Annotated in this window: 25 protein-coding genes; 17 read left to right on the forward strand and 8 right to left on the reverse strand. The window is 72.7% G+C overall.

Annotated features, from left to right (window positions below; genetic code table 11):
• Positions 1 to 114: 114 nt before the first annotated feature.
• A complete protein-coding gene (locus ABGB01_RS36680) occupies positions 115 to 1,983 on the reverse strand; it encodes a propionyl-CoA synthetase (protein ID WP_347778171.1) in 1,869 nt (622 codons plus the stop codon).
• Between the two features lie 45 nt (positions 1,984 to 2,028).
• On the opposite strand from ABGB01_RS36680, the gene ABGB01_RS36685 reads away from it, so the two are divergent.
• Together ABGB01_RS36685 and ABGB01_RS36690 are read left to right on the forward strand one after the other, a co-directional pair.
• Positions 2,029 to 2,667, forward strand: coding sequence for a nucleotidyltransferase domain-containing protein (locus tag ABGB01_RS36685; protein WP_347778172.1), 639 nt, complete (start codon positions 2,029 to 2,031; stop codon positions 2,665 to 2,667).
• Entirely contained in the window at positions 2,664 to 3,446 is a 783-nt protein-coding gene (locus ABGB01_RS36690) for a nucleotidyltransferase domain-containing protein (RefSeq protein WP_347778173.1), read from the forward strand. Before ABGB01_RS36685 ends, ABGB01_RS36690 begins: the two co-directional genes overlap by 4 nt.
• A gap of 14 nt (positions 3,447 to 3,460) precedes the next feature.
• Here ABGB01_RS36690 and ABGB01_RS36695 read toward each other — a convergent pair whose 3' ends face one another.
• Positions 3,461 to 4,405: a GNAT family N-acetyltransferase gene (locus ABGB01_RS36695; protein WP_347778174.1), complete on the reverse strand. Its 945-nt coding sequence runs from the start codon at positions 4,403 to 4,405 to the stop codon at positions 3,461 to 3,463.
• Positions 4,406 to 4,535: 130 nt separating this feature from the next.
• Between ABGB01_RS36695 and ABGB01_RS36700 the strand changes: the two genes are divergently transcribed.
• Entirely contained in the window at positions 4,536 to 5,465 is a 930-nt protein-coding gene (locus tag ABGB01_RS36700) for a hypothetical protein (RefSeq protein ID WP_347778175.1), read from the forward strand.
• A gap of 34 nt (positions 5,466 to 5,499) precedes the next feature.
• On the opposite strand, the gene ABGB01_RS36705 is transcribed toward ABGB01_RS36700, so the two are convergent.
• Both ABGB01_RS36705 and ABGB01_RS36710 read right to left on the reverse strand, forming a co-directional pair.
• A complete protein-coding gene (locus tag ABGB01_RS36705) occupies positions 5,500 to 5,853 on the reverse strand; it encodes an MmcQ/YjbR family DNA-binding protein (RefSeq protein ID WP_347778176.1) in 354 nt (117 codons plus the stop codon).
• Between the two features lie 10 nt (positions 5,854 to 5,863).
• Positions 5,864 to 6,280 (reverse strand): CBS domain-containing protein, encoded by a 417-nt coding sequence (locus ABGB01_RS36710; protein ID WP_347778177.1) that lies wholly within the window; start codon positions 6,278 to 6,280, stop codon positions 5,864 to 5,866.
• A gap of 168 nt (positions 6,281 to 6,448) precedes the next feature.
• Here ABGB01_RS36710 and ABGB01_RS36715 point away from each other — a divergent pair, with 168 nt between their 5' ends.
• Positions 6,449 to 7,243 carry a methyltransferase domain-containing protein gene (locus tag ABGB01_RS36715; protein WP_347778178.1) on the forward strand — a complete coding sequence of 265 codons (795 nt, stop codon included), beginning with the start codon at positions 6,449 to 6,451 and terminating at the stop codon, positions 7,241 to 7,243.
• A gap of 106 nt (positions 7,244 to 7,349) precedes the next feature.
• Here the strand turns inward: ABGB01_RS36715 and ABGB01_RS36720 are convergent, their stop codons facing one another.
• Positions 7,350 to 7,865, reverse strand: a complete 516-nt coding sequence (locus tag ABGB01_RS36720; protein WP_347778179.1) for a hypothetical protein — start codon at positions 7,863 to 7,865, stop codon at positions 7,350 to 7,352.
• Positions 7,866 to 7,945: 80 nt separating this feature from the next.
• Positions 7,946 to 8,812 carry a hypothetical protein gene (locus ABGB01_RS36725; RefSeq protein ID WP_347778180.1) on the reverse strand — a complete coding sequence of 289 codons (867 nt, stop codon included), beginning with the start codon at positions 8,810 to 8,812 and terminating at the stop codon, positions 7,946 to 7,948.
• Positions 8,813 to 8,913: 101 nt separating this feature from the next.
• Here ABGB01_RS36725 and ABGB01_RS36730 point away from each other — a divergent pair, with 101 nt between their 5' ends.
• Genes ABGB01_RS36730 through ptsP form a run of 8 tightly spaced genes read left to right on the forward strand, consistent with a single transcriptional unit; the run spans position 8,914 to position 15,718 of the window.
• A complete protein-coding gene (locus ABGB01_RS36730; protein WP_132598494.1) occupies positions 8,914 to 9,675 on the forward strand; it encodes a DeoR/GlpR family DNA-binding transcription regulator in 762 nt (253 codons plus the stop codon).
• Complete coding sequence (gene pfkB / locus ABGB01_RS36735) at positions 9,672 to 10,655, forward strand: 1-phosphofructokinase (RefSeq protein ID WP_347778181.1); 984 nt, start codon at positions 9,672 to 9,674, stop codon at positions 10,653 to 10,655. Before ABGB01_RS36730 ends, pfkB begins: the two co-directional genes overlap by 4 nt.
• Before the next feature lie 48 nt (positions 10,656 to 10,703).
• Positions 10,704 to 11,915 carry a mannitol-specific PTS transporter subunit IIC gene (gene mtlA, locus ABGB01_RS36740; protein ID WP_347778182.1) on the forward strand — a complete coding sequence of 404 codons (1,212 nt, stop codon included), beginning with the start codon at positions 10,704 to 10,706 and terminating at the stop codon, positions 11,913 to 11,915.
• A gap of 3 nt (positions 11,916 to 11,918) precedes the next feature.
• Entirely contained in the window at positions 11,919 to 12,227 is a 309-nt protein-coding gene (locus ABGB01_RS36745; RefSeq protein WP_347778183.1) for a PTS lactose transporter subunit IIB, read from the forward strand.
• On the forward strand, positions 12,220 to 12,645 hold the full coding sequence (locus tag ABGB01_RS36750; RefSeq protein ID WP_347778184.1) for a PTS sugar transporter subunit IIA: 426 nt from the start codon (positions 12,220 to 12,222) through the stop codon (positions 12,643 to 12,645). The genes ABGB01_RS36745 and ABGB01_RS36750 overlap by 8 nt, the downstream gene beginning before the upstream one ends.
• Positions 12,642 to 13,646, forward strand: coding sequence for a zinc-dependent dehydrogenase (locus ABGB01_RS36755; protein ID WP_347778185.1), 1,005 nt, complete (start codon positions 12,642 to 12,644; stop codon positions 13,644 to 13,646). The genes ABGB01_RS36750 and ABGB01_RS36755 overlap by 4 nt, the downstream gene beginning before the upstream one ends.
• 58 nt (positions 13,647 to 13,704) lie before the next feature.
• Positions 13,705 to 13,986: an HPr family phosphocarrier protein gene (locus ABGB01_RS36760; RefSeq protein ID WP_132518581.1), complete on the forward strand. Its 282-nt coding sequence runs from the start codon at positions 13,705 to 13,707 to the stop codon at positions 13,984 to 13,986.
• Positions 13,979 to 15,718, forward strand: coding sequence for a phosphoenolpyruvate--protein phosphotransferase (gene ptsP / locus ABGB01_RS36765; RefSeq protein WP_347778186.1), 1,740 nt, complete (start codon positions 13,979 to 13,981; stop codon positions 15,716 to 15,718). The genes ABGB01_RS36760 and ptsP overlap by 8 nt, the downstream gene beginning before the upstream one ends.
• On the opposite strand, the gene ABGB01_RS36770 is transcribed toward ptsP, so the two are convergent.
• On the reverse strand, positions 15,715 to 18,222 hold the full coding sequence (locus ABGB01_RS36770) for an ATP-dependent Clp protease ATP-binding subunit (RefSeq protein ID WP_347778187.1): 2,508 nt from the start codon (positions 18,220 to 18,222) through the stop codon (positions 15,715 to 15,717). The genes ptsP and ABGB01_RS36770 overlap by 4 nt on opposite strands.
• A gap of 100 nt (positions 18,223 to 18,322) precedes the next feature.
• Positions 18,323 to 18,964 (reverse strand): SDR family oxidoreductase, encoded by a 642-nt coding sequence (locus ABGB01_RS36775; protein ID WP_347778188.1) that lies wholly within the window; start codon positions 18,962 to 18,964, stop codon positions 18,323 to 18,325.
• Positions 18,965 to 19,294: 330 nt separating this feature from the next.
• Here ABGB01_RS36775 and gndA point away from each other — a divergent pair, with 330 nt between their 5' ends.
• From gndA to ABGB01_RS36800, 5 genes are all read left to right on the forward strand, one after another.
• Entirely contained in the window at positions 19,295 to 20,719 is a 1,425-nt protein-coding gene (gndA, locus tag ABGB01_RS36780) for an NADP-dependent phosphogluconate dehydrogenase (protein WP_347778189.1), read from the forward strand.
• 308 nt (positions 20,720 to 21,027) lie between these two features.
• Positions 21,028 to 21,456 (forward strand): type II toxin-antitoxin system PemK/MazF family toxin, encoded by a 429-nt coding sequence (locus ABGB01_RS36785; RefSeq protein ID WP_347778190.1) that lies wholly within the window; start codon positions 21,028 to 21,030, stop codon positions 21,454 to 21,456.
• Between the two features lie 614 nt (positions 21,457 to 22,070).
• Positions 22,071 to 23,621: an FAD-dependent oxidoreductase gene (locus tag ABGB01_RS36790; protein ID WP_347778191.1), complete on the forward strand. Its 1,551-nt coding sequence runs from the start codon at positions 22,071 to 22,073 to the stop codon at positions 23,619 to 23,621.
• A 157-nt stretch (positions 23,622 to 23,778) separates the two neighbouring features.
• Positions 23,779 to 24,498 (forward strand): DUF3152 domain-containing protein, encoded by a 720-nt coding sequence (locus ABGB01_RS36795; RefSeq protein ID WP_347778192.1) that lies wholly within the window; start codon positions 23,779 to 23,781, stop codon positions 24,496 to 24,498.
• 13 nt (positions 24,499 to 24,511) lie between these two features.
• Complete coding sequence (locus ABGB01_RS36800; protein ID WP_347778193.1) at positions 24,512 to 25,945, forward strand: carboxylesterase family protein; 1,434 nt, start codon at positions 24,512 to 24,514, stop codon at positions 25,943 to 25,945.
• The last annotated feature ends 15 nt before the right edge of the window (positions 25,946 to 25,960 follow it).

The following is a 25,960-nucleotide window of genomic DNA, read 5'->3' on the forward strand; positions in this document are numbered from 1 at the left end:
GACAGGGGGTGTCCCATCATGCGCTCCGCGCCCGCGATCGCGCAGGCTTCCACACCATGCCGGTCTGCTGCCGGTCTGCTGCCGGTCTGCTGCCGTCTGTTGCCGGTCTGAACGTTATGTACCCTTCAGGGCTCGCGCGATCTCCGGCAGCGCCGCCGGATCCTCGATCGTGGACGGCGTGGTGTACGGGCGGCCGTCGGCGATGTCGCGCATCGTGGCGCGCAGGATCTTGCCCGAGCGGGTCTTCGGCAGCCGGGCGACCACCAGGGCGCGGCGGAAGGCGGCCACGGGCCCGACGCGCTCGCGTACGAGGGCGGCCACCTCGCGCTCCACCTCGGCGGGGTCGCGCTCCGCACCGGCCTTCAGCACCACGAACCCCATCGGCAGCTGCCCCTTCAGCTCGTCGGCCACGCCGATCACGGCGCACTCGGCCACGTCGGGGTGGGCGGCGATGACCTCCTCCATCGAGCCGGTGGAGAGCCGGTGCCCGGCGACGTTGATCACGTCGTCGATGCGGCCCATGACGTAGAGGTAGCCGTCGGCGTCGAGGTGGCCGCCGTCGCCTGACAGGTAGTGGCCGGGGTAGCGCTCCAGGTAGGAGCGGGCGAAGCGGGCGTCGTCGCGGTAGAGGGTGGGCAGCGCGCCGGGCGGGAGCGGCAGCTTGACGGTGACCGCGCCGTCGACCCCCGGCGGGCAGTCGTTGCCGTCGGCGTCGAGGATGTGCACGTCCCAGCCGGGCACCGGCTTGGTGGGCGAGCCGGGTTTGATCGGCAGCCGTTCGATGCCGGCGCAGTTGGCGGCCACCGGCCAGCCGGTCTCGGTCTGCCACCAGTGGTCGATGACGGGGATGCCGAGCAGGCCCGACGCCCAGTGGTAGGTGTCGGGGTCGAGGCGCTCGCCGGCCAGGAAGAGGTACCGCAGCCCCGACAGATCCCACTTCTTCGCCGAATTTCCGGACGGGTCCTCTTTCTTGATGGCCCTGATCGCGGTCGGCGCGGTGAACAACGTACGCACCCCGTGCGTGGCCACCACCCGCCAGAACGCTCCCGGGTCCGGCGTGCCGACCGGCTTGCCCTCGTACAGCACGGTCGTGCAGCCCGCCAGCAGCGGCGCGTACACGATGTAGGAGTGGCCGACCACCCAGCCCACGTCGGAGGCCGCCCAGTAGACCTCGCCCGGAGCGGCGCCGAACACGTTGGCCATGCTCCAGTGCAACGCCACCGCGTGCCCGCCGTTGTCGCGCACGACGCCCTTGGGCGAGCCGGTCGTGCCGGAGGTGTAGAGGATGTAGAGGGGGTCGGTGGCGGCCACGCTCACGCAACCGGCCGGCTCGGCCTCGCGCACGGCCCGCTCCCAGTCGAGGTCGCGGCCCTGCGTGAGCTCGGCCACCGACTGCGGCCGCTGGAGGATCACACAGCGGTCCGGCCGGTGCGCGGCCTGCTCCAGCGCCGCGTCCAGCAGCGGTTTGTACGCCACCACCCGCGCCGGCTCGATGCCGCACGACGCCGAGAGCACCACCTTGGGCCTGGCGTGGTCGATCCGCATCGCCAGCTCCCTGGCCGCGAACCCGCCGAACACCACCGAGTGCACCGCGCCCAGCCGCGCGCAGGCCAGCATCGCGACGACCGCCTCCGGCACCATCGGCATGTAGACGACCACGGTGTCGCCGGCCCGCACGCCCAGATCGCGCAGCATGCCCGCGGTCCTGGCCACCTGGTCGAGCAGGTCGGCGTAGGTGAGGACGCGGACCGTGCCGGTGACCGGGCTGTCGTAGATCAGCGCCGCCTGCTCGCCGCGCCCGGCCGCGACGTGCCGGTCGACCGCGTTGTGGCAGGTGTTGAGCCGCCCGTCGGGAAACCAGCGGCCGTCGTCGCCGAGCGCGGTGGCCGGCGCCACGTCCCAGTCGACGCCGCGCGCCGCCTCGGCCCAGAACGCGCCAGGCCGCTCGATGCTCTGCCGGTAAGCCTCGTCGTAACCGCCCACTGATCGATCAGATCAGCCCGCGCCCCCATGGCGCAAGATACATGGGTGAGCGATGACTTGATCCTTTCCGTCGTCATGGGATCCCGGGCGTACGGGCTCGAGACCGAAGATTCCGACACCGACCGGAGGGGCGTGTTCGTGGCGCCGACCGCGGCGTTCTGGCGGCTGGAGAAACCTCCCACGCACCGCGACGGGCCGCTGCCCGAGCAGTTCTCATGGGAGGTTGAGCGTTTCTGCGGCCTCGCCCTCGAGGCCAACCCGACCGTCCTGGAATGCCTGTGGTCGCCTGTCGTGGAGGTGATCACCCCCGCCGGCCGGCAGCTGCGGGAGTTGCGGACGGCGTTCCTTTCGCAGCGGGCGCAGCGCTCGTTCGCCGGCTACGCCGAGGACCAGTTCCGCCGCATCGACCCGGCCGCGCCCAAGTGGAAGCAGGCCATGCACATGGTGCGGCTGCTGCTCAGCGGCCTGCACCTGGTCCGGCACGGCGAGCCGCTGGTCCGGGTGGGGCCGCACCGCGAGCGGCTGCTCGCGATCCGGCGCGGAGCGCTGCCGTGGACGGAGGTGGACGCCTGGCGCGCCGCCCTGGTCGCCGAGCTGACCGCGACCCCGAGCGTGCTGCCCGCCCGGCCGGACCGGGACAGGGTGGAGGACTTCCTGATCGGCGTACGGAAGGAGAATCTGTGAACGACCTGCCCGGATGGCTGGCGGAGATCCCCGGCGAGCAGCCTTACCCGCCGGTGTTCGCGACGGTGAGCGGGGCGCACCTGTACGGGTTCCCCTCGGCCGACTCAGACGTGGACCTGCGGGGCGCCCACCTGCTGCCGGTGGAGGAGGTGGCCGGGCTGCGGCACGGCCCGGAGACGCTGGAACGTACGTGGACACGCGACGGCGTCGAGGTGGACCTCGTGACGCACGACCTGGCCAAGTTCGGGCGCCTGCTGCTCGGCCGCAACGGCTACGTGCTGGAGCAGCTGCTCTCGCCGCTGGTCGTGGCGTCCTCGGCGGCGCACGAGGAACTGGTCGCCCTGGCCCCCGGCTGCCTGACGCGTCACCACGCGCACCACTATCTGGGATTCGCGCGCACGCAGTGGCGGTTGTTCGGCAAGAGCGGCGAGCTGAAGCCGCTGCTCTACACCTTCCGTGTGCTCGCGACGGGGACGCACCTCATGCGCACCGGCGAGCTGGAGGCCGACCTGACCCGCCTGTACGCGTACGGGCCGGCGTACCTGCCCGAGCTCGTCGCCGCGAAGCGGGAGGCCGAGCACGGGCAGGCGCCGTCCGTGCCGGGAGTCCAGGAGGACGTGGCGCGGATGACGGCGGCGCTGGAGGAGGCCCGGGAGTCGTCGGCGCTCCCCGAGCGGGCGTCCGCCGAGGAGGCGCTGCACGACGCGGTGGTCCGGGCCCGCCTGCGCGGGCCCTCGCCGGGCGTTACGGATCCGCGGGGTCGGACGGCCCGGGCCTGACGGGGAAGCCGCCGTTACGGAACCGCGGGATCGGCCGACAGGACGAGCCTGATGGCGAAGGTGCGGTAGCCGCCCCGCTCGAACGCCCTGGCCATCGGCACGTTGCCGGAGTCGGTGTCGGCCACGATCCGCTGGACGCCCCGCTCCGCGTGGAAGCGGGTGATCTCGGCGAGGAGGTCGTCGACGTACCCGTGGCCGCGCTGCTCGGGCACCACTCCGAGATAGCCGACCACGGGCCCGGCGTCGTTGGCGGAGGGCAGGGCGACCCCGACGAGGTCGCCGCTCCTGTCGTAGGCCAGCCGCCACCAGGACCGTTCGCCCCGCATGGACGCGTAGTCGCGGACGTCCTCGCGGGCCTGCTCCACCGGGTCCATGGTGCGCAGGGCCTGGCGCGTGGCGAAGTCGAGCGAGCCGGCGGCCACCCGCCGGAACGCCTCCACGAAGACCTCGTCGTCCTCCTCGCCACGGAACACGAGCCGGTCCGGCGGCTCTGGAACGGGTGCGTCGCCCGCCGTCCACGCATAGCGCAGGCGTTCGAGCTCCTCGGTCAGCCCGGCGCGGCCGGCGGCCTCCCAGCGCCAGCCGATGGCCGCCGTGACCGCGGGGTCGCCGCGCCAGCCGTCGGGCACGAAGACGTGGTACTCGGGCGCCCGCCCGAAGGCGGCGTGGGCGTGGCGCAGCAACTCGGCGGCCACGCCCACGCGGTCGCCGGCCGACGGGTGCACGTAGAGACAGTCCAGCGCGAGCGGCCTGGCTCCGTCGGGGAAGCTCCACCAGACGGCGCGGGCGAGGATGTCATCGGTGTCGTCATCGGTGGCCAGCCAGATGCGGTCGTAGCCGTAGTTGCGGCTCTCCAGGTACGACAGCAGCCGTTCAGGGTGGGCCCAGCTGATGGGCTCGTCGACGACGCAGCCGAGCAGGCGGTCTAGGTCGTCCTTGACCGCGGGACGGAAACGCATGGTTCCTCCGAGAAGTGGAAGCGGGCGCGAGAAGCGCCCGTGGTAATGCCGGACATCTCAGCGCCTCCTTTCTTCCGACTTTTCGGTGTCGGCTGGCACTTTAACAGAAATATCGCGACAGGATGGGCTGGTGAGCTCCTACCACGACGACACGCTGCCCCTGCAACCACCGATCCGGCTGCCGGGCGAGGCCACGCTCGCGACGGCGGTGCGCGCCGCCCCGCTGGCCGGGGAACTGAAGCCGGAAGGCGACGACTCCGAGGTGCTGGCCGCCTGGGCGGGACACTGCCGCGACCTGCTGGCCGCCGACGGCGCCCTGCTGCTCGAACTGATCAGGATGTTCCTGACGCGCGAGCCGCACCAGGACGAGGTGCCGGAGACGCTGACGGGGCTCGGGCTGGTCCGCCAGGAGGAGCCGTACACGCTGAGCTGGCTCGGCCTGTGGGTGGCGCGGCTGATGGTCGCGGCGACCACCGGGCAGGAGGTCCCGGTCATGGGCTCGTTCGCGGACGGCGACGCCGCGGCCCTGCTGCACGGCCTGCGCTCCTACCCGGAGGCGGAACGCGACGAGGAGCTGGCGGGATGGCTGAAGGGCCGGGACCGCGATGAGGCGGTGGCCGAGATCGCCGCGGCGCTGGCCACGGTCAGCCCGCTGAGCCGGGCGATCGGCGTGGAGCTGTTGTCGACGCAGTTCGGCGACGAGGGGCGGCTGGCACTCTCCCGGCACCTGGAGAAGCGCAAGCTCGGCGCGGTGATCGCGGCCAGGACCGGACGCACCGAGCGGCAGCCCGCGCCGGACGAGATCGCGTGGGTGCTGGTGGACATGGCGGCGGCGCTGCTGGAGTTCGGGGACGAGCCGGGCCAGGTGATCGAGTCGATCGCCCTGGGCATGGACGCGGAGGAGCAGGCGGGCACGATCCCGATCCTGGCCTTCGGCGACCATCCGTGGACGGGTCAGGTGCTGCGGTTGTTCATCGACCACCACCCGGACCAGCGGGTCTCGGCGGCCGCCCGCAAGGCGCTGCGCCGGCTGCGCGGGCTGGCCGACGTCCGCGGCTGACGTGTCGTCCGGCGCGCACTGGGCCGCCGGGCGCTCAGGGCGTGCCGGCCTGCCGCTGCTGTTCCAGGCGCACCTTCTTCGGTACGCACATCCGCCAGGCCTCCAGCACGAGTTCGCGCATCTCGGCGACGTCGATGGCGCCGACCCGCACCTCCACCCAGTTGAAGCGCAGGTCCGGCTCCCCCGGCATGAGAAACTTGTCCGGCTCGGCGGCCACGAGCGCCGCCCGCTCCTCCTTCGGGAACCCGAAGCCCATCAGCGTCTCGTCGCGCGAGAACGCCACGTAGACGATCTGTCCTACCCGGAACTTGACGCGGTCCCGGATGAGGTGCTCAGTGGAGCGCGGGAGCGTGCGCGCGAACTGCCGTACGTCGTCGACTGTGACCACGCGGGCAACGTTACCGATTTCCCTCGGCGGCCGAGATATCGGCGAGCGCCGAGTCCGGGTCGCGCTCGACGGCCAGGTCTCCCAGGCTGACGATGCCGACGGGGCGGCCGTCCTCGACCACGGGGAGGCGGCGGACGGCGTGCGAGCGCATCATCCGCACGGCCTGCTCGATGCCGGTGTCGGGATCGACGGCCTCGACGGCCGGGCTGCACGCCTCGCGTACCGGCGTGTCCGGGCCGCGCTCGGCGGCGACCACGCGCACGGCGATGTCACGGTCGGTGACGATGCCCTGCATGCGGCCGTTGTCGTTGACGATGATCGCCCCGGTGTCGTGCTCGCGCATGAGCGCCGCGGCGGCGGAAACCGGCTGGTCGCCCTCGATCGTGGCCGGGTGGGCTGTCATGACGTCTGCCACGGTCTTCGCCATGGGTCCTCCTGTGGGTCGGTGCCCGCCCCCTACCCGGGCGCTCACCCGACTCACCAGGGGCCGTGGCCGCGCCGCGCTTGTCTCGTATAGCGGGACACTTTCTCTTGAATAGCGAGATACACGCTAGGGTCGCCGGCAACGGTCCGGCGAAGACGAAGGAGTTCGGCGATGGAAGCCGTCTACACGCATGGCCACCACGAGTCGGTGCTGCGCTCGCACCGCTGGCGCACCGCCGAGAACTCGGCCGCGTACCTGCTGCCTCACCTGAAGCCCCACATGAAGGTGCTCGACGTGGGCAGCGGACCCGGCACCATCACCGCGGACCTCGCGACCAGGGTGGGGCACGTGACGGCGTCCGAGGTGAGCGCGGAGGCGCTCGACCTGGCCAGAGCCGAGGTGCGCGCCCGCGGCCTGGGCAACGTCGACTTCGCCGTCGCCGACGTGCACGCGCTCGGCTTCGACGACGACACGTTCTGCGTGGTCCACGCCCACCAGGTGCTGCAGCACGTGGGCGACCCGGTGCGCGCGCTGCGGGAGATGCGCAGGATCACCAAGCCGGGCGGGTTCGTGGCGGCCCGCGACAGCGACTACACGGCGTTCGCCTGGCACCCGCGGCTGCCGGTGCTGGACGAGTGGATGGAGCTGTACCAGAGGATCGCGCGGGGCAACGGCGGCGAGCCGGAGGCGGGGCGGCTGCTGCTGTCGTGGGCGCGGGCCGCCGGGTTCGAGGACGTCACCGCCACGTCGTCGACCTGGTGCTTCGCCACGCCCGAAGACCGGGCCTGGTGGGGCGGGATGTGGTCCGAGCGGATCCTGCACTCCGCGATGGCCCGGCAGGCCCTGGCCACGGGCGCCGCCACGGAGGCGGACCTGCGGCGGATCTCGGAGGGGTGGCTGGCGTGGGCGGCCGACGGCGACGGCTGGATGTCGCTCCTGCACGGCGAGATCCTCTGCCGCGCCTGAGCCCGCCCCGCGGACCCGCCGGCCGGAGGCGCGCCTCCCCAGGCGACCGGAGGCGCGGGCCCGCGCACTGGCCGGAGCTCCCGCTCCGAGCCCGGCCCGGGCGCTGTCAGATGCCGAGGGTCCTGGCGCGCTGCCACTGGGGGTCGCGGTAGAGGACCATGTCGGAGCCGATGAGCTCGTCGGGCGCCGACAGCATGGTGATCTCACCCGCTGCCTGCAGTTGCAGCAGCAGGTCGCGCACGCGCGGCCCGACGGGCAGCAGCCCGGCGGGCAGCCCGAGACCCGTCCTGACCGTGTCGGCGATCTCCGACAGGCGGAACGGCCCTTCGAAACCCGCCACGATCCCGCGCACGATGGTCATCGTGATCAGGTGCTCGGCCTCGGCGTGCGCCAGCTGCCAGGTGACCTGCTCCCTGCGGCGGCCGCTGCCCGCGCACGACGGGCACCCGCGCGTCATGCCGGCCGTCACCTCTTCCTCCGCCGAGCCGAGGCACGCCGAGCACAGGCCGTTCTCGGCGGCGTGGAGCTCGGCCGGCATCCGGCCGGCCAGGGCCACGCCGCAGGCGCAGCCGAACGTGTCACCGAGAATGCCGGCCTGCGGGGTGATCGCATGCTTCGTCATCGGGCCGACTCTACCGGCCCGCCCGCCCCGCGAGGCAACACCGGCCACAGCGGTGACGCTCCCCCGGGCGGGCGTGGACGTCAGCCGGCGACGCTGCGGTAGAGGTCGCGGGTGAGCCTGGTGATGCGCTTGACCGAGCCGCTCCATGTGCCGCCCACCGGGTGCGCGGTGAGCACCGCCATGACGTACCGGTCGCCCTGGCCGGCCAGGCCGGTCGTGTGCAGCACCGGGCGGCCGTAGTCGGGCACGCCTGAGCCGGTGGCCCGCTGCGCCACCCACGAGATGGGCGCGCCGACGGCCTTGGCGTCCTTGCAGCGGCTCGGCGGGGTCATGCCGAACCCGGACCAGCCCTGCTTGACCGCCCACGGCCGGGGGATCGCGTCGGGGATGCCGAAGGTCTGGTCGAAGCCGTCGGCCCCGCACGGCGTGGCCTTGCGCAGGTGGCCCAGGATCAGGTTCCTTACCTTGGCGTCGGCCCGGTCGAACAGGTAGCGGTAGGTGCGCACGATGTCGTACGCGCTGAGCGAGGTGTAGCCCCAGAAGCCCGGCTTGGAGGCGGGCGGCGGTGTGGTGTCGGCCAGGCCGAGCTTGCGGGCCATCCTGACGATGATCTTCCCCTCGCCCTCGCGTTCCCAGAACGTCGAGGCCGCGTCGTCGTCGCTGGCCCGCAACATGCCCCTGAGCAGCTTGGCGTCGGCCGCCGGCACGCTCTTGTGCCGCTCCAGGTAGTCGATCGCGATCAGGATCTTGACGATGGAGGCCGAGCGGTACTTCCTGTGCGCGTTGCGCGTGGCCACGAACGTGCCCGCCTGCCGGTCGAAGACCAGCCACGCGGCCGTGGTGCCGGCGGGGACGGAGGGCGGCTTGGCCGCCTCGGCGTGAGCGGGTACGGCGGTCAGCGCGGCGGCGAGGGCGACGGGCACGGCGGCAAGGGGCTTGATTCGCACCCGCCTACAACTACCAGATTCCGCCCCTATCCCCTTGACCGCACAACTAAGCGGGTATAAACACAGATGAAACCAACCCGAAACGGCGGTGAACCAACATCATGTACGCCGAGGAGCGGCAGCAGGAGATCCTGCGGAGAGCGCGGTCCGCGGGCCGCGTCGACGTGGTGACGCTGGCCGCCGAGCTCGACGTGACCACCGAGACGATTCGCCGCGACCTGACGTCGCTGGAGCGGGCGGGCGTGCTGCGCCGGGTCCACGGGGGCGCGATCCCCGTGGAGCGGCTGGGGTTCGAGCCCGCGCTGGCCACCCGCGACGAGGTGATGACGGGCGAGAAGGAGCGCATCGCCAAGGCTGCGCTCGCCGAGCTCCCCGACGACGGTTCCGTGATCATCGACGCGGGCACCACCACGGGACGGCTGGTCCAGGTGCTGCCCGCCGACCGGGAGCTCACCGTGGTGGTGAACTCCCCACCGTTGGCCACCGCCCTGGCGGCCCGCGCCAACCTGCACGTGATCATGCTCGGTGGCCGGCTGCGCGGCAAGACGCTCGCCACCGTCGACGACTGGGCGCTGCGCCCGCTGGCCCACCTCAACGTCGACGTGGCGTTCATGGCCACCAACGGCTGCTCGCTGAGCAGGGGCCTGACCACGCCCGACCCGGCGGAGGCGGCGATCAAGCGGGCCATGGTCAAAGCCGCGCAGCGCAGCGTGCTGCTGGCCGATCACACGAAGTTCACCAACACCTATCTGGCCACGTTCGCCGAGCTCGCCGAGATCGACGTGCTGATCACCGACACCGGCCTGGACGTCGCGCTGGCCGCCGACCTGGCCGCGGCGGGCCCGGAGGTGATCCGGGCGTGATCCTCACCCTGACGCTCAACCCCAGCCTCGACCGCACGATCGAGATCGCCGCCCTGGACAGGGGCGCGGTCATCCGCGCCGCCGCCGCCCACCTCGACCCGGGCGGCAAGGGGGTGAACGTCTCGCGCGCCCTGCTGGCCAACGCGGTCGCCTCGCGCGCGGTGGTGCCGTTCGGCGGTGACGAGGGCAGACAGCTCGTACGGCTGCTCGCCGCGGAGGGGCTCGACATGGTCACCGTCCCCGTCGCGGGCCCGACCAGATCGAACGTCACCCTCGCCGAACCCGACGGCACCGTCACGAAGATCAACGAGCCCGGCACGGCCCTCGCGCAGGACGAGCTCGACACGATCGCCGACGCCGTGCTGGAGGCCGCGCACTCCGGCGACCGGGGAGCCGACTGGGTGGTCGCCTCGGGCAGCCTTCCGCCCGAGGTCCCCGCCGACGTCTACGCGTCGTTGTGCCGCAGGTTCGCCGGGGCGGGCATCCACATGGCGGTCGACACCAGCGGCCCGGCGCTGTCCTGCGCGCTCGGCTCCGCGCCGGCCCTGGTGAAGCCGAACGCCGAGGAGCTCTCCGCCGCCACCGGCATGCCCATCCGCTGCGTGGGCGACGTCGTGAAGGCGGCGGCCACGTTACGTGCCGCGGGCGCGCGGGCGGTGCTGGCCAGCCTGGGCGGCGACGGCGCCGTCCTCGTCGGGCCGGACGGCATCTGGTACGGCGAAGCCCCCGTCACCGAACCCCGCAGCTCCGTCGGCGCGGGCGACGCCATGCTGGCCGGTTTCCTCGCCGGAGGCGGGCGCGGCCCCGGCGCGCTGGCCCAGGCGCTGGCCTGGGGCGCCGCGGCGGTGCGCCTGCCCGGCAGCCGGATGCCCGGCCCCGCCGACATCGACCCCGGCGCCGTCACCGTCGGCTCCCCCGACCCGGCCCGTCCCCTCGCCTCCCCCGCCCTGCCGGCCCCGCCCGCACCCGTACTCCCCTGACCCAGCGAAGCGGCTGATCACTGCTCATCCCCCGAAGGAGCAAGTCCCATGGCCGAAAGTTACACACCCCCGGTCACCGGAACCGGTATCAAGGCCACCATCCAGCGCATCGGCGGCCATCTGGCCGGCATGATCATGCCGAACATCGGCGCGTTCATCGCCTGGGGTCTGATCACCGCGCTGTTCATCCCGACCGGCTGGCTGCCCAACGAGACCCTCGCGAAGATGGTCGGCCCGATCATCGGAACCCTGCTGCCGGTCCTCATCGCCTACACCGGCGGCCGGATGGTGCACGGGCAGCGCGGCGCGGTCGTCGGCGCGGTGGCGGTCATGGGCGTCGTGGTGGGCACCGAGTCCCCGATGTTCCTCGGCGCCATGATCATCGGCCCGCTCACCGCCTTGATCCTGAAATATGTGGACAAGTTCACGGAGCAGCGGACCAAGGCCGGCTTCGAGATGCTGGTGGACAACTTCTCCGCCGGCATCGTGGGCGGCGTGATGGCCGTCATCGGCATGCTGGGCATCGGCCCGATCGTGGAGGCCGCCACCACGGCCGCGGGCAACGCCGTGGGCTGGCTGATCAGCAACAACCTGCTCCCCGTCGCCTCGTTGCTGATCGAGCCGGCCAAGGTGCTGTTCCTCAACAACGCCATCAACCACGGCGTGCTCACCCCGCTCGGCATCGCCGAGGCCGCCCAGACCGGCAAGTCGATCCTGTTCATGCTCGAGTCGAACCCCGGCCCCGGGCTCGGCCTGCTGCTGGCGTTCCTGCTGTTCGGCCCGCGCCAGCTGCGGCCCAGCACCCCCGCCGCGATGCTCATCCAGTTCTTCGGCGGCATCCACGAGATCTACTTCCCGTACGTGCTCATGAAGCCGCGCCTCATCCTGGCCGTCATCGCGGGCGGCGCGGCCGGCGTGTTCACGTTCATCGCCACCGGCGCCGGGCTGGTCGCCTCGCCGTCGCCCGGCAGCATCTTCGCGTATCTCGCGGTCACCCCGAGGGGCGGCTGGCTCAGCTCCAGCCTGGGAATCCTCGTGGCCGCGGCCGTGTCGTTCGCCGTCGCCGCCGTCCTGCTCGGCTTCGGCCGCGGCGAGAAGGCGGAGCAGGACGACTCCGCGGACCCCACCGCATCCGCAGAATCCGCAGAACCCGCCGGGAGCGCCGAGCCCACCACCGAGCCCGTCACCGGGCCCACCACCGAGCCCGTCACCGGGCCCACCACCGGGTCCACCACTGGGCCCACCACCAAGGAGGCCTGAACCATGCCCAGCATCGACAGCAAGGACATCAAGAAGCTCATCGTCGCCTGCGACGCAGGGATGGGCAGCAGCGTGATGCTCGCCTCGCAACTGCGCAAGCAGCTCAAGGACAGCGGCGTCACCGTCGAGCACACCCCGGTCAACTCCATCCCCGACGACGCCGACGTCATCGTGTGCCACTCGGGGCTCGCCGCCAGGGCCAAGGCCTCCGCCCCCGGGAAGCCCCTGGTGCCGTTCCAGATCTTCCTCGGCGACCCGGCGGTGACCAAGCTGGTGAACACCATCAAGAACGGCGGCACCCTCGATGCGTGACGACCTGCTCGACCCGCGGGCCGTGCTGCTGCACGAGAGCGCCCCCGACCGCGAGGCGGCCATCCGCCGGTGCGGGCGGGCGCTGGCCGACGTGGGGGCGGTCGCGGAGCCGTACATCGAGGCGATGCTCGAACGCGAGCGGTCGATCTCCACCTACGTCGGCGAGGGGGTGGCCATCCCGCACGGGACGAACGCCTCCAAGGAGGACGTCCAGCGCGACGCGATCTGCGTGGTCCGCTTCCCCGGAGGGGTCGACTGGGACGGCGAGCAGGTCACCCTGTGCGTCGGCATCGCCGCCAAGGACGACGGGCACGTGCAGTTGTTGTCGCAGCTGGCCGAGATCCTGCTCGACCCCGACCGCGCGAGGACGCTGCGCGAGGCCACCGAGGTCTCGCAGGTCATGAAGGAGCTCATATGAAGGTCGCCAGATTTCACGCACCCGGCGACATCAGGATCGAGGACGCCCCCGAGCCCGAGGCGGGGCCCGGCGAGCTGAAGATCCGGGTGCGCAACTGCTCGACGTGCGGGACGGACGCCAAGATCTTCAAGTTCGGCCACCACCACATCAGGCCGCCGCGCGTCATGGGCCACGAGATCGCCGGCGAGGTCGTCGGCACCGGCGCGCGGGTGCAGGTGATCGCCGCCATCCCGTGCGGCACATGCCAGGAGTGCGTACGCGGCCGACGTACGGTCTGCCCGAACCAGGAGTCGATGGGCTACCACTACGACGGCGGCTTCGCCGAGTACCTGATCGTCCCTGCCAAGGTGCTGGCCGTGGACGGCGTCAACACCATCCCGTCCGGCGTCGGCTTCGCCGAGGCGTCGGTGGCCGAGCCGCTGGCGTGCGTGCTGAACGGCCAGTCGCTGGCGCGCGTCGGCGCGGGCGACGACGTGGTGGTGATGGGCGCGGGCCCGATCGGCTGCCTGCACGTGCGCCTGGCGCGGGCGCGCGGCGCCTCCCGGGTCTTCCTCGTGGACGTCAACGCCGAACGCCTGGCGATGGCGGCCGAGCTCGTACGCCCCGACGCCGCCATCGACGCCGACCCGGCCGAGCAGGTGCTCAAGCTGACCGGCGGCAGGGGCGCGGACGTCGTGATCACGGCGGCGGCGTCGGGCGCGGCGCAGGAGCAGGCCGTGCGGATGGCGGCCAGGCAGGGTCGGATCAGCTTCTTCGGCGGCCTGCCCAAGGACGATCCTGTCATCGCGCTCGACTCCAACCTGGTGCACTACCGCGAGCTGACCATCGTCGGCGCGAACGGCTCCAGCCCCGCGCACAACGCCGAGGCGCTGCGACTGGTCGCCGACGGCGCCGTGGTGGTGTCCGACCTCATCACCCATCGGCTGCCGCTGCCCCAGGTGCTCGACGGGATCGATCTCGTCAGCAGGGGCGCGGCCATCAAGGTCACCATCGAGCCCTGACATCCAGCCCCGCGAGAACCAGCACTGAAGATCCGACATGGAGCCTGGGAGGCTTCTCATGGCACAACGAACGGTGGCCGTGGCCTCGGCCAGCGGCCTGCACGCCCGTCCCGCCAAGCTGTTCGTCCAGGCGGCGGCGAAACTGGGGGTGCCGGTGACGGTGCGGCTGGGCGAGAAGTCCGTGCCGGCCAAGAGCATGCTGGGGGTGCTGTCACTGGGCGCGGTGCGCGGCTCTGAGGTCACACTCGAAGCGGAGGGGCCCGGGGCGGAGGAGGCTCTGGACTCCCTGGCGGCGCTGCTGTCGCGCGACCTGGACGCGGAAGAGGCCCTCGATGCGTGACCTGTCCCGCTCCGACCCCCTGCTCCCGGGCACGGCACCGCAGGACGCCACGACCCCCGACGGCGGCTCCAGCACGGGACCGCAGAACGTCACGCCCCCCGCCGGCGGCCCCGAGGCGGGTGCCGCCGGAGGGCTCGCCGGGCTCGGTGTCAGCCAGGGTCGGGCGGCGGGCCCGGTGATCCGGATGGCGGGGCCGCCGGCGCTGCCCGAACCCCGCCCGGTCACCGACGCCGCCGCTGAGGCGGCCACGGTCGCCAGGGCCCTGGAGGCGGTCGCCGCCGACCTCGACCGCCGCGCCGCGGCCGCCCGCCCGGCCACCCGGTCCGCCGCGGGCGGGGGTGAGGCGGCGGAGATTCTTGAGGCGCTGGCCATGATGGCCGAGGACCCCATGCTGCTGGAGGAGGCCGAGCGGCGGGCGCGCGACGGCGCCGACGCCGCGCACGCTCTCGACGCCGCCTTCGCCCAGCACCGCGACGCCCTGGCCGGGCTGGGCGGCTACCTGGCCGAGCGGGCCGCCGACCTGGACGATCTCAAGCACCGGGCGGTGGCGTTCGCGCTCGGCCTGCCGATGCCCGGCCTGCCCGCCCCCGGCCACCCGTACGTGCTGGTGGCCGAGGACCTCTCCCCCGCCGACACCGCGGGGCTGGGCCCGGACGTGCTGGCGCTCGTCACGGAGCGGGGCGGGCCCACCAGCCACACCGCGATCCTGGCGCGCGGCCGTGGCCTGCCCGCGGTGGTGGCCTGCGCGGGCGTCATGGACCTGCCCGACGGCACGGTCATCGGCGTGGACGGCGGCACCGGCGAGGTCACGACCGGCCTCTCCGAGGAGCGGGCGGCCGAGATCGTGGCGGGCGACCGCGCGGAGCGGGCCAGGCTGGCGGCGAGCGGCGGCCCCGGCAGGACCGCCGACGGTCATCCGGTGAAGCTGCTGCTCAACATCGGCTCGGCCAAGGATCTGCGGCCGGGCGCGGAGGGCGTCGGGCTGTTCAGGACGGAGTTCCTGTTCCTCGACCGTACGGGGGCGCCGTCGTTCGAGGAGCAGGTGGCCGCGTACGCGGAGGTGTTCGGGCAGGCGGAGTCCGTGATCGTGCGCACGCTCGACGCGGGCACCGACAAGCCCCTGCCCTTCCTGGGCCTGCCCGAGGAGCCGAACCCCGCCCTGGGCGTGCGGGGCCTGCGGGTGGACCGGGTCCTGCCGGATGTGCTGGACACCCAGCTCGACGCGATCGCCGAGGCGGCCAGGGCGACGGGGACGCAGGCGTGGGTGATGGCGCCCATGGTCACCACCGTGGCGGAGGCGAGCGGGTTCGCCCGCCGCGCCCGTGAGCGGGGCATCGCGAAGGTGGGCGCGATGGTGGAGGTGCCGGCGGCGGCGCTGCGGGCCGGGGCGCTGCTGCGGGAGGTCGACTTCCTCAGCATCGGCACGAACGACCTGGCCCAGTACACCTTCGCCGCCGACCGCCAGCACTCGGCGCTGGCCGATCTGCTCGACCCGCGCCAGCCCGCCCTGCTCCAGCTCATCGGCATGTGCGCGCGGGCGGGCAGGGAGGCGGGCAAGCCGGTCGGGGTGTGCGGTGAGGCGGCCGGCGATCCGCTGCTCGCGCCGCTGCTGGCCGGGCTCGGGGTGACGAGCCTGTCCATGGCGCCGGTGTGCGTGCCCGCCGTGCGGGAGGCGCTGGCCGGCCTCACCCTGGAGGAGTGCCGGCGCCGCGCCGAGGCCGCCGTCGGCTAGACCCGGTCCGGGCTGTGCGCCCTGAGCTGGAGACCGTCGCCGTCGACGTCCACGGTGACCCTGCCGTGCTCCTCGATCTCGCCGGTCAGCAGCATGGTGGACAGCCGGTTGTCCAGCTCGCGCTGCACAGTGCGGCGCAGCGGCCGGGCGCCGAACTCGGGCTGGTAGCCGCGCTCGGCCAGCCAGTCCTTGGCGGCGTCGGTGACCTCCAGCGTGACGTCCTGGCCGCGCAGCCGCTGCCGGGTCCGCTCCAGCAGCAGGTCCACGATCTGGCGGAGCTGCTCGCGTTCCAGCCGCTTGAAGATGATCGTCTCGTCGATGCGGTTGAGCAGCTCGGGCCGGAGCGAGTGGCGCAGCAGGTCCATGAGCCGGTCGTGCAGCTCCCGGGTGTCCTCGGAGTCGAGGATCATCTGCGCGCCGATGTTGCTGGTCATGATGACGATCGTGTTGGTGAAGTCGACGGTGCGGCCGTGGCCGTCAGTGAGCCGGCCGTCGTCGAGCATCTGCAGCAGGATGTTCATCACGTCGGGGTGGGCCTTCTCGATCTCGTCGAGGAGGATGACGCCGTGCGGGCGGCGGCGTACGGCCTCGGTGAGCTGGCCCGCCTCCTCATATCCGATATACCCGGGCGGCGCGCCGATGAGGCGCGAGACCGTGTGCCGCTCCTGGTACTCGCTCATGTCGATACGCACCATGTGGTCCTCGCCGCCGAACAGGGCCGCGGCCAGAGACCTGGCGAGCTCCGTCTTGCCGACTCCGGTGGGGCCCAGGAACAGGAAGCTGCCGATGGGACGGTTCGGGTCGGACAGGCCCGCCCGCGCCCTGCGCACCGCCTCGGCGATGGCGACGACGGCCTCGTCCTGGCCGATCACGCGCTGGTGCAGGTGCTCCTCGAGCCTCATGAGGCGCTCGCGCTCGCGCTGGGTGAGCTGGGTGACCGGGATGCCGGTCTGCCGGGACACGACCTCGGCGATGTCCTCCACCACGACCTGCGGCACGCTGTCCTCGCCGCGCCTGGCGCGCTCCAGCTCCGGCCTGATCTTGCCGATCTGGGTCGTCAGTTCCTTAGCGCGGTCGAAGTCGTCGGAGGAGATGGCCTGCTCCTTGTCGCGGCGCAGCGAGTCGAGGCGCTCCTCCAGCTCGCGCACGCCGGCGCCGGGCGTGCGCGAGCGCAGCCGCACCCGGGCCGAACCCTGGTCCATGAGGTCGATGGCCTTGTCGGGCAGGAAGCGGTCGGAGATGTAGCGGGCCGACAGGTTCGCCGCCGCGTCGAGGGCCTCGTCGGTGATGCGCACCTGGTGGTGGGCCTCGTACGTGTCGCGCAGCCCGGCCAGGATCTCGACCGTCTGCTCCACGGTCGGCTCCGAGACCAGGATCGGCTGGAAACGGCGTTCGAGCGCGGCGTCCTTCTCGATGTTCTTGCGGTACTCGTCGATGGTGGTGGCGGCGATGACGTGCAGCTCGCCGCGGGCGAGAGCCGGTTTGAGGATGTTCGCGGCGTCCATGCCGCCCTCGGCGGAGCCGGCGCCGACCAGGTTGTGCACCTCGTCGATGAAGACGATGGTCTCGTCGGCGTGCGCGCGCACCTCGTCGATGACCTTCTTGATGCGCTCCTCGAACTCGCCGCGGTATTTCGTGCCCGCCACCATCCCCGTCAGGTCGAGGCCGATGACGCGGCGGTCCTTGAGCATGTCGGGGACGGTCCCGTTGACGATGCGCTGGGCGATGCCCTCGACGATGGCGGTCTTGCCGACGCCCGGCTCGCCGATGAGGCACGGGTTGTTCTTGGTGCGGCGCGACAACACCTCGATGCACTGCTCGATCTCGTCCTCGCGGCCGACGACCGGGTCGATCCCGCCCTGCCTGGCCTCTTCCGTGAGGTCCCTGCCGTACTCGTCGAGCGTAGGGGTGTCGCCGCCTCCCCGGCGTCGCTCTCCCGTCCGCGCGTCACCGGACATGATGGCCTGCTGCAGCTCGTTGGCGGATGCGCCCTGTTCCTGCAGGAGGCGGGCGGCGCTGGAGTCGGGGTTGGCGGCCAGACCGAGCAGGAGGTGTTCCGGGCCGATGTACGACGACTGCAGGGCGCGTGAGATCCGCTGGGCGTCCAGGATGGCGCGTTTGACCGCCGGTGAGAGCGTCGTGGGCGGCTCGCCGGGCGGAAGGTGGGCAGGGCCGGGACCGGCGAGCGCGTCGATGCGGTCGCGCAGCCGTCCGACGTCCACGCCCGCCGAGCGCAACATGCCCCCCGTGGCGTCATCGTCGAGCAGCGCGTCGAGCAGGTCGAGCACGTCCAGGTCGGCGGCGCCACGCTGCCCGGCCTCCTCCAGGGCACGCCTCAGGACCTCCCTGGCCGACGCGCTGAGCAGCCTGCCGACGTCCACCCGCTGGACGCTGGGCCGGGTCGGCGGCCAGGCCTCCATACCGCCGAAGACGCGGCCCGTGAGCTCCTCGAACCCCCTGAACGGGTCCCCGCCGAAGAACGACCTGAACGGCATGTCAGACATGAATCCCCCTTAGACTCAGGGGACATGTAGCCGTGTATATCGCACTTCATAGCCAGCTTTCGGCAAAGCCTGCCGCTCCTTGGCGGCCGATCGCCGCTCGTCACCTTCCCGCGACGGCGTCGGCGACGGGCATGTCGCCGGAAACGAGCTCCAGCGTCCGGTGCACGGTCCCCGGGGTGTCGAGCAGGGCCACGATGACGGCGGCCACGTCGTCGCGGGGCACGGAGCCCGGCGAGACCTCCGGCGCCAGCCTGACCAGGCCGGAGCCCGGGTCGTCGGTCAGCCGGCCCGGGCGCAGGATCGTCCAGTCGAGGTCGCGGGCGCGCAGGTCGTCCTCGGCCTCGGTCTTCGCCTTGATGTAGGCGGCCCAGACCTCGTCCCTGCCGGGCGCGGGCGGCTTGCCCGCGCCCATGCTCGAGATCTGGATGAACCGCCGCACGCCGGCCGCCTCCGCCGCGTCGGCGAGCAGCACGGACGCGCCCTTGTCGACGGTCTCCTTGCGGGCCGCGCCGCTGCCCGGCCCCGCGCCCGCGGCGAAGACCACGGCGCGCGCACCCTCGGCGATCCGCGCGACCTCATCGACCGACGCCCGCTCCAGGTCGCACACCACGGCCTCGGCGCCCGTGGCCTCGACGTCGGCGACGTGGGCCGGGTCGCGCACCAGGCCCACGGCGCCGGATCCGAGGCGGCGCGCCAGGCGCAGTGCTATCTTCCCGTGGCCGCCCGCGATGATGATCCGCATCGTTCCCCATGGTGTCGTGGCTCCTCCGCTCCCCGCCGGGAGCGGCTTGCCCGCCTCCCCCGGCTGAGGGCGGCGATCAGACCGGCAATGCCCGTTTTCGCATACCCTATTCCCCCGCCGGACGACCCGGCGTTTCCACCGGCGGGCGGGCACCACCTCATGGTGGCCGTCCGGCATCGGGCAGGCGCCGGTGGGTATGGCAGGGAGGACGTTCTCGTCGGCCTGCCGGACGGCTCGAGAAGCCGGATGTACGGCAGGCGGGGCGCGGTGGGAATATCCCTCCGAACGCCCGGGCTGGATCATGCGTACCCCCCACAGAGGAGATTCACTATGGATTTGGCAGAAATCGGCGTCACCGGCCTGGCCACCATGGGACGCAACCTGGCCCGCAACCTCGCCAGGCACGGATACGCGGTGGCGGTGCACAACCGCTCGTACAGCCGTACCCAGCAGCTGATCAAGGAGTTCGGCGGCGAGGGCACGTTCGTGCCGTCCGAGGAGCTGGCCGCGTTCGTGGCCTCGCTGAAGCGCCCGCGCCGGGCGATCATCATGGTGAAGGCGGGGGCGGGCACCGACGCGGTGATCGACCAGCTCGCCGACCTGATGGAGCCGGGCGACATGATCGTCGACGGCGGCAACGCGCACTTCCAGGACACCCGGCGGCGCGAGGCGGCGTTGCGCGAGCGGGGCATCCACTTCGTCGGCACCGGCATCTCCGGCGGCGAGGAGGGCGCGCTGCTCGGCCCGAGCATCATGCCGGGCGGGTCGAAGGAGTCGTGGGAGGCGCTCGGCCCGATCCTGCAGGACATCGCGGCCCAGGTTGACGGGGTGCCCTGCTGCGTGCACGTGGGCCACGACGGCGCCGGTCACTTCGTGAAGATGGTGCACAACGGCATCGAATACTCCGACATGCAGCTCATCGCGGAGTCCTACGACCTGCTGCGCCAGGCGCTGGGCGCGACGCCGGCCGAGCTGGCCGAGGTGTTCAGGGAGTGGAACCGGGGCGACCTCGACTCCTATCTGATCGAGATCACCGCGGAGGTGCTCGACCAGGTGGACGCCGAGACGGGCAAGCCGTTCGTGGACATCGTGGTCGACCAGGCCGAGCAGAAGGGCACCGGCCGCTGGACCGTGCAGAGCGCGCTCGACCTGGGCGTCCCGGTGACCGGCATCGCCGAGGCGACCTTCGCCCGCGCGTTGTCCGGCCACCCGGAGCAGCGCGCCGCCGCCGCGTCCCTGGAAGGGCCGAAGCTGTCGGGCGTCGGCGGGCGCGAGCTGATCGAGGACGTGCGCCAGGCCCTCTACGCCTCCAAGATCGTGGCGTACGCGCAGGGCTTCGACCAGATGGCGGCGGCCTCGAAGGAGTACGGCTGGGACCTCGATTTGGGCGCCATGGCCACCATCTGGCGCGGCGGGTGCATCATCCGGGCCAAGTTCCTCGACCGGATCCGGGCGGCGTACGACGCCGACAGGGAGTTGCCGACGCTGCTCGCCGACCCGACGTTCGCGGCCGTCCTGGACGCCGCCCAGGAGTCGTGGCGACGCGTGATCACCACGGCGGTGCAGATCGGCGTGCCGACGCCGGGCTTCTCCTCGGCGCTGGCCTACTACGACGGGCTGCGGCGCGACCGCCTGCCCGCGGCGCTGGTGCAGGGGCTGCGCGACTACTTCGGGGCGCACACCTATCACCGGGTCGACAAGGAGGGCGCCTTTCACACCGACTGGTCCGGCGACCGCGCGGAGCGCCCGGCCTGACGAGGTCGCCGCCGGGCCGGATGACCGGAGGGCTTGCGGCGTGCGGGGCGGGGACGAGATCGTCCCCTCTCCGCGCGAGAGAACGCCGACGGCGACACAGCGGCCGGTGTCGTCGAAACGGAGTTGCTCGTGATCGCGGCAGGCGGCGGTGATACGCGTGAGCGGCCCGGCGTCGGCCTCCCCGGACGGCGGGCACGACGCCGCGCTGCAGGCGCCCGAGGCGCCGGCGGACGACATCCGGGCGTTCTTCGCGGGTCTCTGACCGCCCGGGATGGATTTTCGCCGACTTGGCCCCGTAAGCTCCCACAATGCGCGATCTAGGTGAGGACCCCCGGCCCGCCCGGGGTGCGGTACGCGAGATCCATACCCTCCACGGGCCCGCCACTCTGGCCTACTCCCCCGACCTCGACGGCATGGCCGACCCCGGGGAGATCGTCTGGGCCTGGGTGCCCTACGAGGAGGATCCGTCGAGGGGCAAGGACCGCCCCCTGCTGGTCGTGGGCCGCACCGGGCGCAGGCTCCTCGGCATGATGTTGTCCAGCAAGGGCGACGACGGCTCCGACTGGCTGGAGCTGGGCTCGTGGGGCCGCGACGACCGGGTCTCCTACGTACGGCTCGACCGGGTCTTCGTGCTGGACGAGGACGACATCCGGCGCGAGGGCGCGGTGCTCGACGGAGAGCGCTTCGCCCGGGTGGCGGCCAGGCTCATGAAGACCCACGGCTGGGACGCCGGCTAGCGGCTAGCTAACGGCCGACCGGCTGGAGCGTCTCGGCGACCACGTGCGGTACGACCGCACGTGCCTGCCCCAAGATACGCTCCAGCGGGACCGCGTGACGGCTGGAATCCACCGCGATATGCGCTCCCCACCGGGCGGGCTCGTAGCGCGCCGCGCGGGCGGAGTGTAGAGGTCGGCGGTGAAGGACATCTGGTCCGAAACCGCGATCTTCCCCACCGCGCCGACCTCCGTGAGCGGATCGACGCCCGTGAGCACGAGGACCCGGAGCCCCTCCCGCGCGAGTTTCTGCCGGCGATGTCGGACCTCTACCGGTCCCTGAGCGAGACCTGGACCGGCGAGCGCTGCTCCAACGCGCCGGACCTGCACGCCGTGCGACAACGGCGTGACGACCCGCGACTGGGAGCACGGCAGGAACGTCGCCACGGGCGTCGTCGGCTGGGTGCCCAGCTGCAACACGGTCGCCTGACCCGTACGGAACCGGAGCGGTCTCCGGGTGCGGCGGCGAGCCGCGCCCGGGGGCCGTCCCGGCACGAAAGGGGCGTGGGCCGGTATTCGGATGGTAAGGGGACGACCCGGGCATCATGCCGGTTCGGAGAGGCTGCGACGATTGGACCATGCGCGTTGTGGTGATCGGAAGCGGCATCATCGGGGCCGCCGCGGCCTACTACCTGACCGGCCGCGGCGCGACGGTGACGGTGGTGGAGTCGGGCTACCGGGGCCAGGCGACGGAGGCGGGCGCGGGGATCGTGTGCCCGTGGGTGGACCACGCGGAGGACGACGCGTGGTATCAGCTGACCCGCGAGGGCGCCCGCGACTATCCGAGGCTGGTCGAGGAGTTGGGCGAGGACATCGGCTACGCCAAGGTGGGCGCCTTGCTGGTGACCGAGGAGCCGGCCGAACTGGAGCAGGTACGCGCCCTGTTGCACCGCCGCTACCCCGAAGCGCCGGAGATGGGGGAGATCACCGACGTGCCCACCCCGTCTGAGCTCTTCCCTCCGCTGTCCGACGACCTGAGCGCGATCCTCGTGCCCGGCGCGGCCCGGGTGAACGGACGCGCGGTCCGCGAGGCGCTCCTGCGCGCCGCCATCGCCCGGGGCGCGCAGGTCCGTGCGGGCATCGCGACGCTCACGCCGGGCGGCGAGGTTCTCCTGCGCCCCGTGGGCTCCGCCCTGCCCGGCACGACCGGCCGCACCAGCCCCCTGTCCGGACCGGCGAACGGCGACGCCACGGCCGGACGTGCCGGGCTTGCCGGTGACGACACCACGGCCGGTTCTACGGATGGAAAGCTCCCGGGTGGCCAGGCCGGGGCGGGGGTCACGGGCGGGCCGGCCGGAGTGAAGCGCACAGGTGGAACGGCGGGGGCCGAGGCCACGGGCGGGCCGGCGGCGGAGCGCACAAGTGAAGGTCCGGAAGTCACCGAGCCGGCCGGCGCGCAGGCCACCGGCGGGCCGGAGGCTGAGCGCACAGGTGGAACGGCGGGGGCAGAGGTGGCGGGCGCGCCGGAGGGTGCGGAGGTGCCGTTCCGCGGTGGCGAGCGGGTGGCCGGCGCGGGCAGCACGTCCTGGCGGCAGGCGACGCCGCTCGAGACGACGGACGTGCCGCTCACCGGCACGGGAGCCCACAGCTTCCCCGGTGAGGGTGTCCCGCTCGACGCGGACGTCGTCATCGTGGCCGCCGGGGCGTGGACGGGTGAGGTGTGCCGGCCGCTGGGTGTGAAACTGCCGGTCTTCCCGAGGCGCGGTCAGATCCTGCACGTCACCCTGGAGGGCATCGACACGGCCTGGTGGCCGATCGTCCTGCCCAGGATCGGCCCCTACCTGCTGGGCTTCCCCGGCTCCCGCGTCGTCATCGGCGCGACCATCGAGGACGTGGGGTTCTCTCCGCGGGTCACGATGGGCGGGCTCGGCGAGGTGATCGACTCGGGGCTGCAGGTGGCGCCCGGCCTGCTGGGCGCGACGGTCGCGGAGACCAGGGTCGGGCTGCGCCCGGTGTACGCCCCCGGCGGCGCGCTCATCGGCCGCCTCACCAGCCGTGTGGTGGTGGCGACGGGCCTGAGCTCGTACGGCCTGACGGCGGGCCCGTTCACCGGCCGGATCGCCGCCGCTCTGGCCCTCGGCGAGGAACCACCCATCGACCTCACCCCCTACGCGCCTGCCATCGCCTGAACGCCCGCCCGCGCCACCTCCCGCGTCGCGCCGGAGCGCCGTACAACCCCACTAGGCACCCCCTTCACCGCCGCAACCCTCACCCCGCCCGACAAGCGTGACAAGCAGCCTCGTATGATCGGATTTCTCCCCACCGTGATCTCGTGGGGAGGCCACGTTGCCGCTGCTCGCACTGCTGATGATGCTCCTGCTCCTCCTGGCCGCCGGATGCGGCACCGAGCCGGCCGCCCCACCGGTCTCCCCATCGGCAGCGACCCCCGGCGGCACCTCCAGCGAGCCACCGCCACCTCGCGAACGGCGACCGCGCGCGCCCGTGCGGGTGCCGTACGCGGCGTCGGGGACGTACGCCGTCGTGCGCGGCGCCGCGCCCGCGAGGCCGGGACGCGGCGCGGTGGTGCGGTATCTGGTCGAGGTGGAGCGCGGCCTGCCGTTCGATCCCCGTACGTTCGCCTCGGAGGTGCACCGCACGCTCAACGACGAGCGGGGCTGGGGGCGTTTCCGCAGGGTCGATCATCCGCCGGTGAGGGTGCGCGTCGCCCTGTCCAGCCCTCGCCTCACCAGCCGCCAGTGCCGGCCGCTGCGCACCGGGGGCAGCCTCTCCTGCTGGAACGGCACCCGCTCGGTCATCAACGCCCTGCGCTGGGCCACGGGCGTCCCGCATTACGACGGCGATCTGACCGCCTACCGGCGCTACCTGATCAGCCATGAGGTCGGGCACAGCCTCGGGCACGGCCACCGCCGCTGCCCGGGCCCCGGCCGCCTGGCCCCGGTGATGGCGCAACAATCCAAGTCGCTGGGCCGCTGCCGCCCCAATCCGTGGCCGTTTCCGGGTCGCAAATCTCGCGAAAAACACCAGACTGAAGATCGGAGACGCTGAAGGAAGGAATCGAATGATCACTATCGGCGCCGGCCGGGTACGCGGTTCTGAGCAGGACGGCATCTCGGTCTTCAAGGGCATACCGTTCGCGAAGACCCCGTTCGGGCCACTGCGGTTCGCCGCGCCCGTGCCGCCCGATCCGTGGGACGGCGTGCTGGAGGCCGTGCGGTTCGGCCCGCGGCCGCCGCAGCCGCCGATGATGCCCGGCCTGCCCGCGTGGAGCCCGGACGAGGGGCTCGACTGCCTCACCGTGAACGTCTGGACGCCCGACCCCGGCGGTTCCGGCCTGCCGGTCATGGTGTGGATCTACGGCGGCGCGTACCGCTCCGGCTGCGCCGACCTGCCCGTCTACGACGGCGCGACGCTGGCGGGCCACGGCGTCGTGGTGGTCACGTTCAACCACCGGGTCGGCATGGAGGGGTACGGCCACGTTCCCGGCGCCCCTGACAACCGGGGCCTGCTGGACTCGGTGGCCGCCCTGCGCTGGGTGCGGGAGAACATCGCGGCGTTCGGCGGCGACCCGGGCAACGTCACGGTGTTCGGCGAGTCGGCGGGGGCGGGAGCCGTCGTCTGCCTGATGGCGATGCCCCTGGCCGGCGGCCTGTTCCGGCGGGCCATCGCGCAGAGCGTGCCGGGGATGTTCTTCACGCCGGCGCACGCGGCGCGGGTCACGGAGTCGATCGTCGCCAGGACCGGTGGCAGGTCCCCGTACGACAGCCCCGCGGAGGTGCTCGTGGCGGCGGCGGAGGCGGTCGCCACCGAGGACATCCCCGGCAATCCCCGCGAATGGGGACCCATCGCGTTCGCCCCGATCGCGTTCGCGCCCGTGGTGGACGGCGAGGTGCTGCCCGACACGCCGTGGAACGCCCTGGCCGCGGGAGCGAGCCGTGACGTCGAGCTGATCGCGGGCTTCAACCGGGACGAGTACCGGATGTTCCACGTCATGGGCGGCGGGCGGTTCGACGACGTCGGGCGGGCCATGCGCGTCCTCGCGCCCGCCGGGGCCGAGCGTGCCTACCGCGAGGCGTTCCCGGGAGCGCCCGACGAGGACCTGTACGTGAGGCTGCTGTCGGACTGGATGTTCAGGATGCCGAGCGCGCTGCTCGCCGACGCGCACACCGGCACGACCTTCGCCTACGAGCTGACCTGGGCGCCCACTCCGGTTTTCCGGGCCTGCCACGGCCTGGACGTGCCGCTCACCTTCGGGGCGCTCGACGACGAGCTGGCGCAGATGCTCGCCGGCGAGTCTCCCGACCTGCCGAAACTGTCGGACCAGGTCCGCACGGCCTGGACGGCGTTCGCCGCCACCGGAGACCCGGGCTGGCCCCGGTACGACGCGGCGACCGCCACCACCCACGTCTTCGACGTCGAACCCGCCGACCTGAACGACCCGGAGGCGGCCTCGCGAGCCATCTGGTCGAAGCGGGGCTTCTCCCCGATCGGCTGACCGCCGAGCCCCGCG

This window comes from Nonomuraea sp. B5E05, from assembly GCF_039880665.1.
Taxonomy (GTDB): Bacteria; Actinomycetota; Actinomycetes; order Streptosporangiales; family Streptosporangiaceae; genus Nonomuraea.

What these genes read in the sequence shown, in the direction of transcription:
- ABGB01_RS36695 (WP_347778174.1), bottom strand. Translation starts at nt 4,405, where the DNA reads ATGCGTTTCCGTCCCGCGGTCAAGGACGACCTAGACCGCCTGCTCGGC.
- ABGB01_RS36710 (WP_347778177.1), bottom strand. Translation starts at nt 6,280, where the DNA reads ATGGCGAAGACCGTGGCAGACGTCATGACAGCCCACCCGGCCACGATC.
- ABGB01_RS36715 (WP_347778178.1), top strand. Translation starts at nt 6,449, where the DNA reads ATGGAAGCCGTCTACACGCATGGCCACCACGAGTCGGTGCTGCGCTCG.
- ABGB01_RS36720 (WP_347778179.1), bottom strand. Translation starts at nt 7,865, where the DNA reads ATGACGAAGCATGCGATCACCCCGCAGGCCGGCATTCTCGGTGACACG.
- ABGB01_RS36730 (WP_132598494.1), top strand. Translation starts at nt 8,914, where the DNA reads ATGTACGCCGAGGAGCGGCAGCAGGAGATCCTGCGGAGAGCGCGGTCC.
- mtlA (WP_347778182.1), top strand. Translation starts at nt 10,704, where the DNA reads ATGGCCGAAAGTTACACACCCCCGGTCACCGGAACCGGTATCAAGGCC.
- ABGB01_RS36745 (WP_347778183.1), top strand. Translation starts at nt 11,919, where the DNA reads ATGCCCAGCATCGACAGCAAGGACATCAAGAAGCTCATCGTCGCCTGC.
- ABGB01_RS36750 (WP_347778184.1), top strand. Translation starts at nt 12,220, where the DNA reads ATGCGTGACGACCTGCTCGACCCGCGGGCCGTGCTGCTGCACGAGAGC.
- ABGB01_RS36755 (WP_347778185.1), top strand. Translation starts at nt 12,642, where the DNA reads ATGAAGGTCGCCAGATTTCACGCACCCGGCGACATCAGGATCGAGGAC.
- ABGB01_RS36760 (WP_132518581.1), top strand. Translation starts at nt 13,705, where the DNA reads ATGGCACAACGAACGGTGGCCGTGGCCTCGGCCAGCGGCCTGCACGCC.
- ptsP (WP_347778186.1), top strand. Translation starts at nt 13,979, where the DNA reads ATGCGTGACCTGTCCCGCTCCGACCCCCTGCTCCCGGGCACGGCACCG.
- ABGB01_RS36770 (WP_347778187.1), bottom strand. Translation starts at nt 18,222, where the DNA reads ATGTCTGACATGCCGTTCAGGTCGTTCTTCGGCGGGGACCCGTTCAGG.
- ABGB01_RS36775 (WP_347778188.1), bottom strand. Translation starts at nt 18,964, where the DNA reads ATGCGGATCATCATCGCGGGCGGCCACGGGAAGATAGCACTGCGCCTG.
- gndA (WP_347778189.1), top strand. Translation starts at nt 19,295, where the DNA reads ATGGATTTGGCAGAAATCGGCGTCACCGGCCTGGCCACCATGGGACGC.
- ABGB01_RS36785 (WP_347778190.1), top strand. Translation starts at nt 21,028, where the DNA reads ATGCGCGATCTAGGTGAGGACCCCCGGCCCGCCCGGGGTGCGGTACGC.
- ABGB01_RS36790 (WP_347778191.1), top strand. Translation starts at nt 22,071, where the DNA reads ATGCGCGTTGTGGTGATCGGAAGCGGCATCATCGGGGCCGCCGCGGCC.
- ABGB01_RS36800 (WP_347778193.1), top strand. Translation starts at nt 24,512, where the DNA reads ATGATCACTATCGGCGCCGGCCGGGTACGCGGTTCTGAGCAGGACGGC.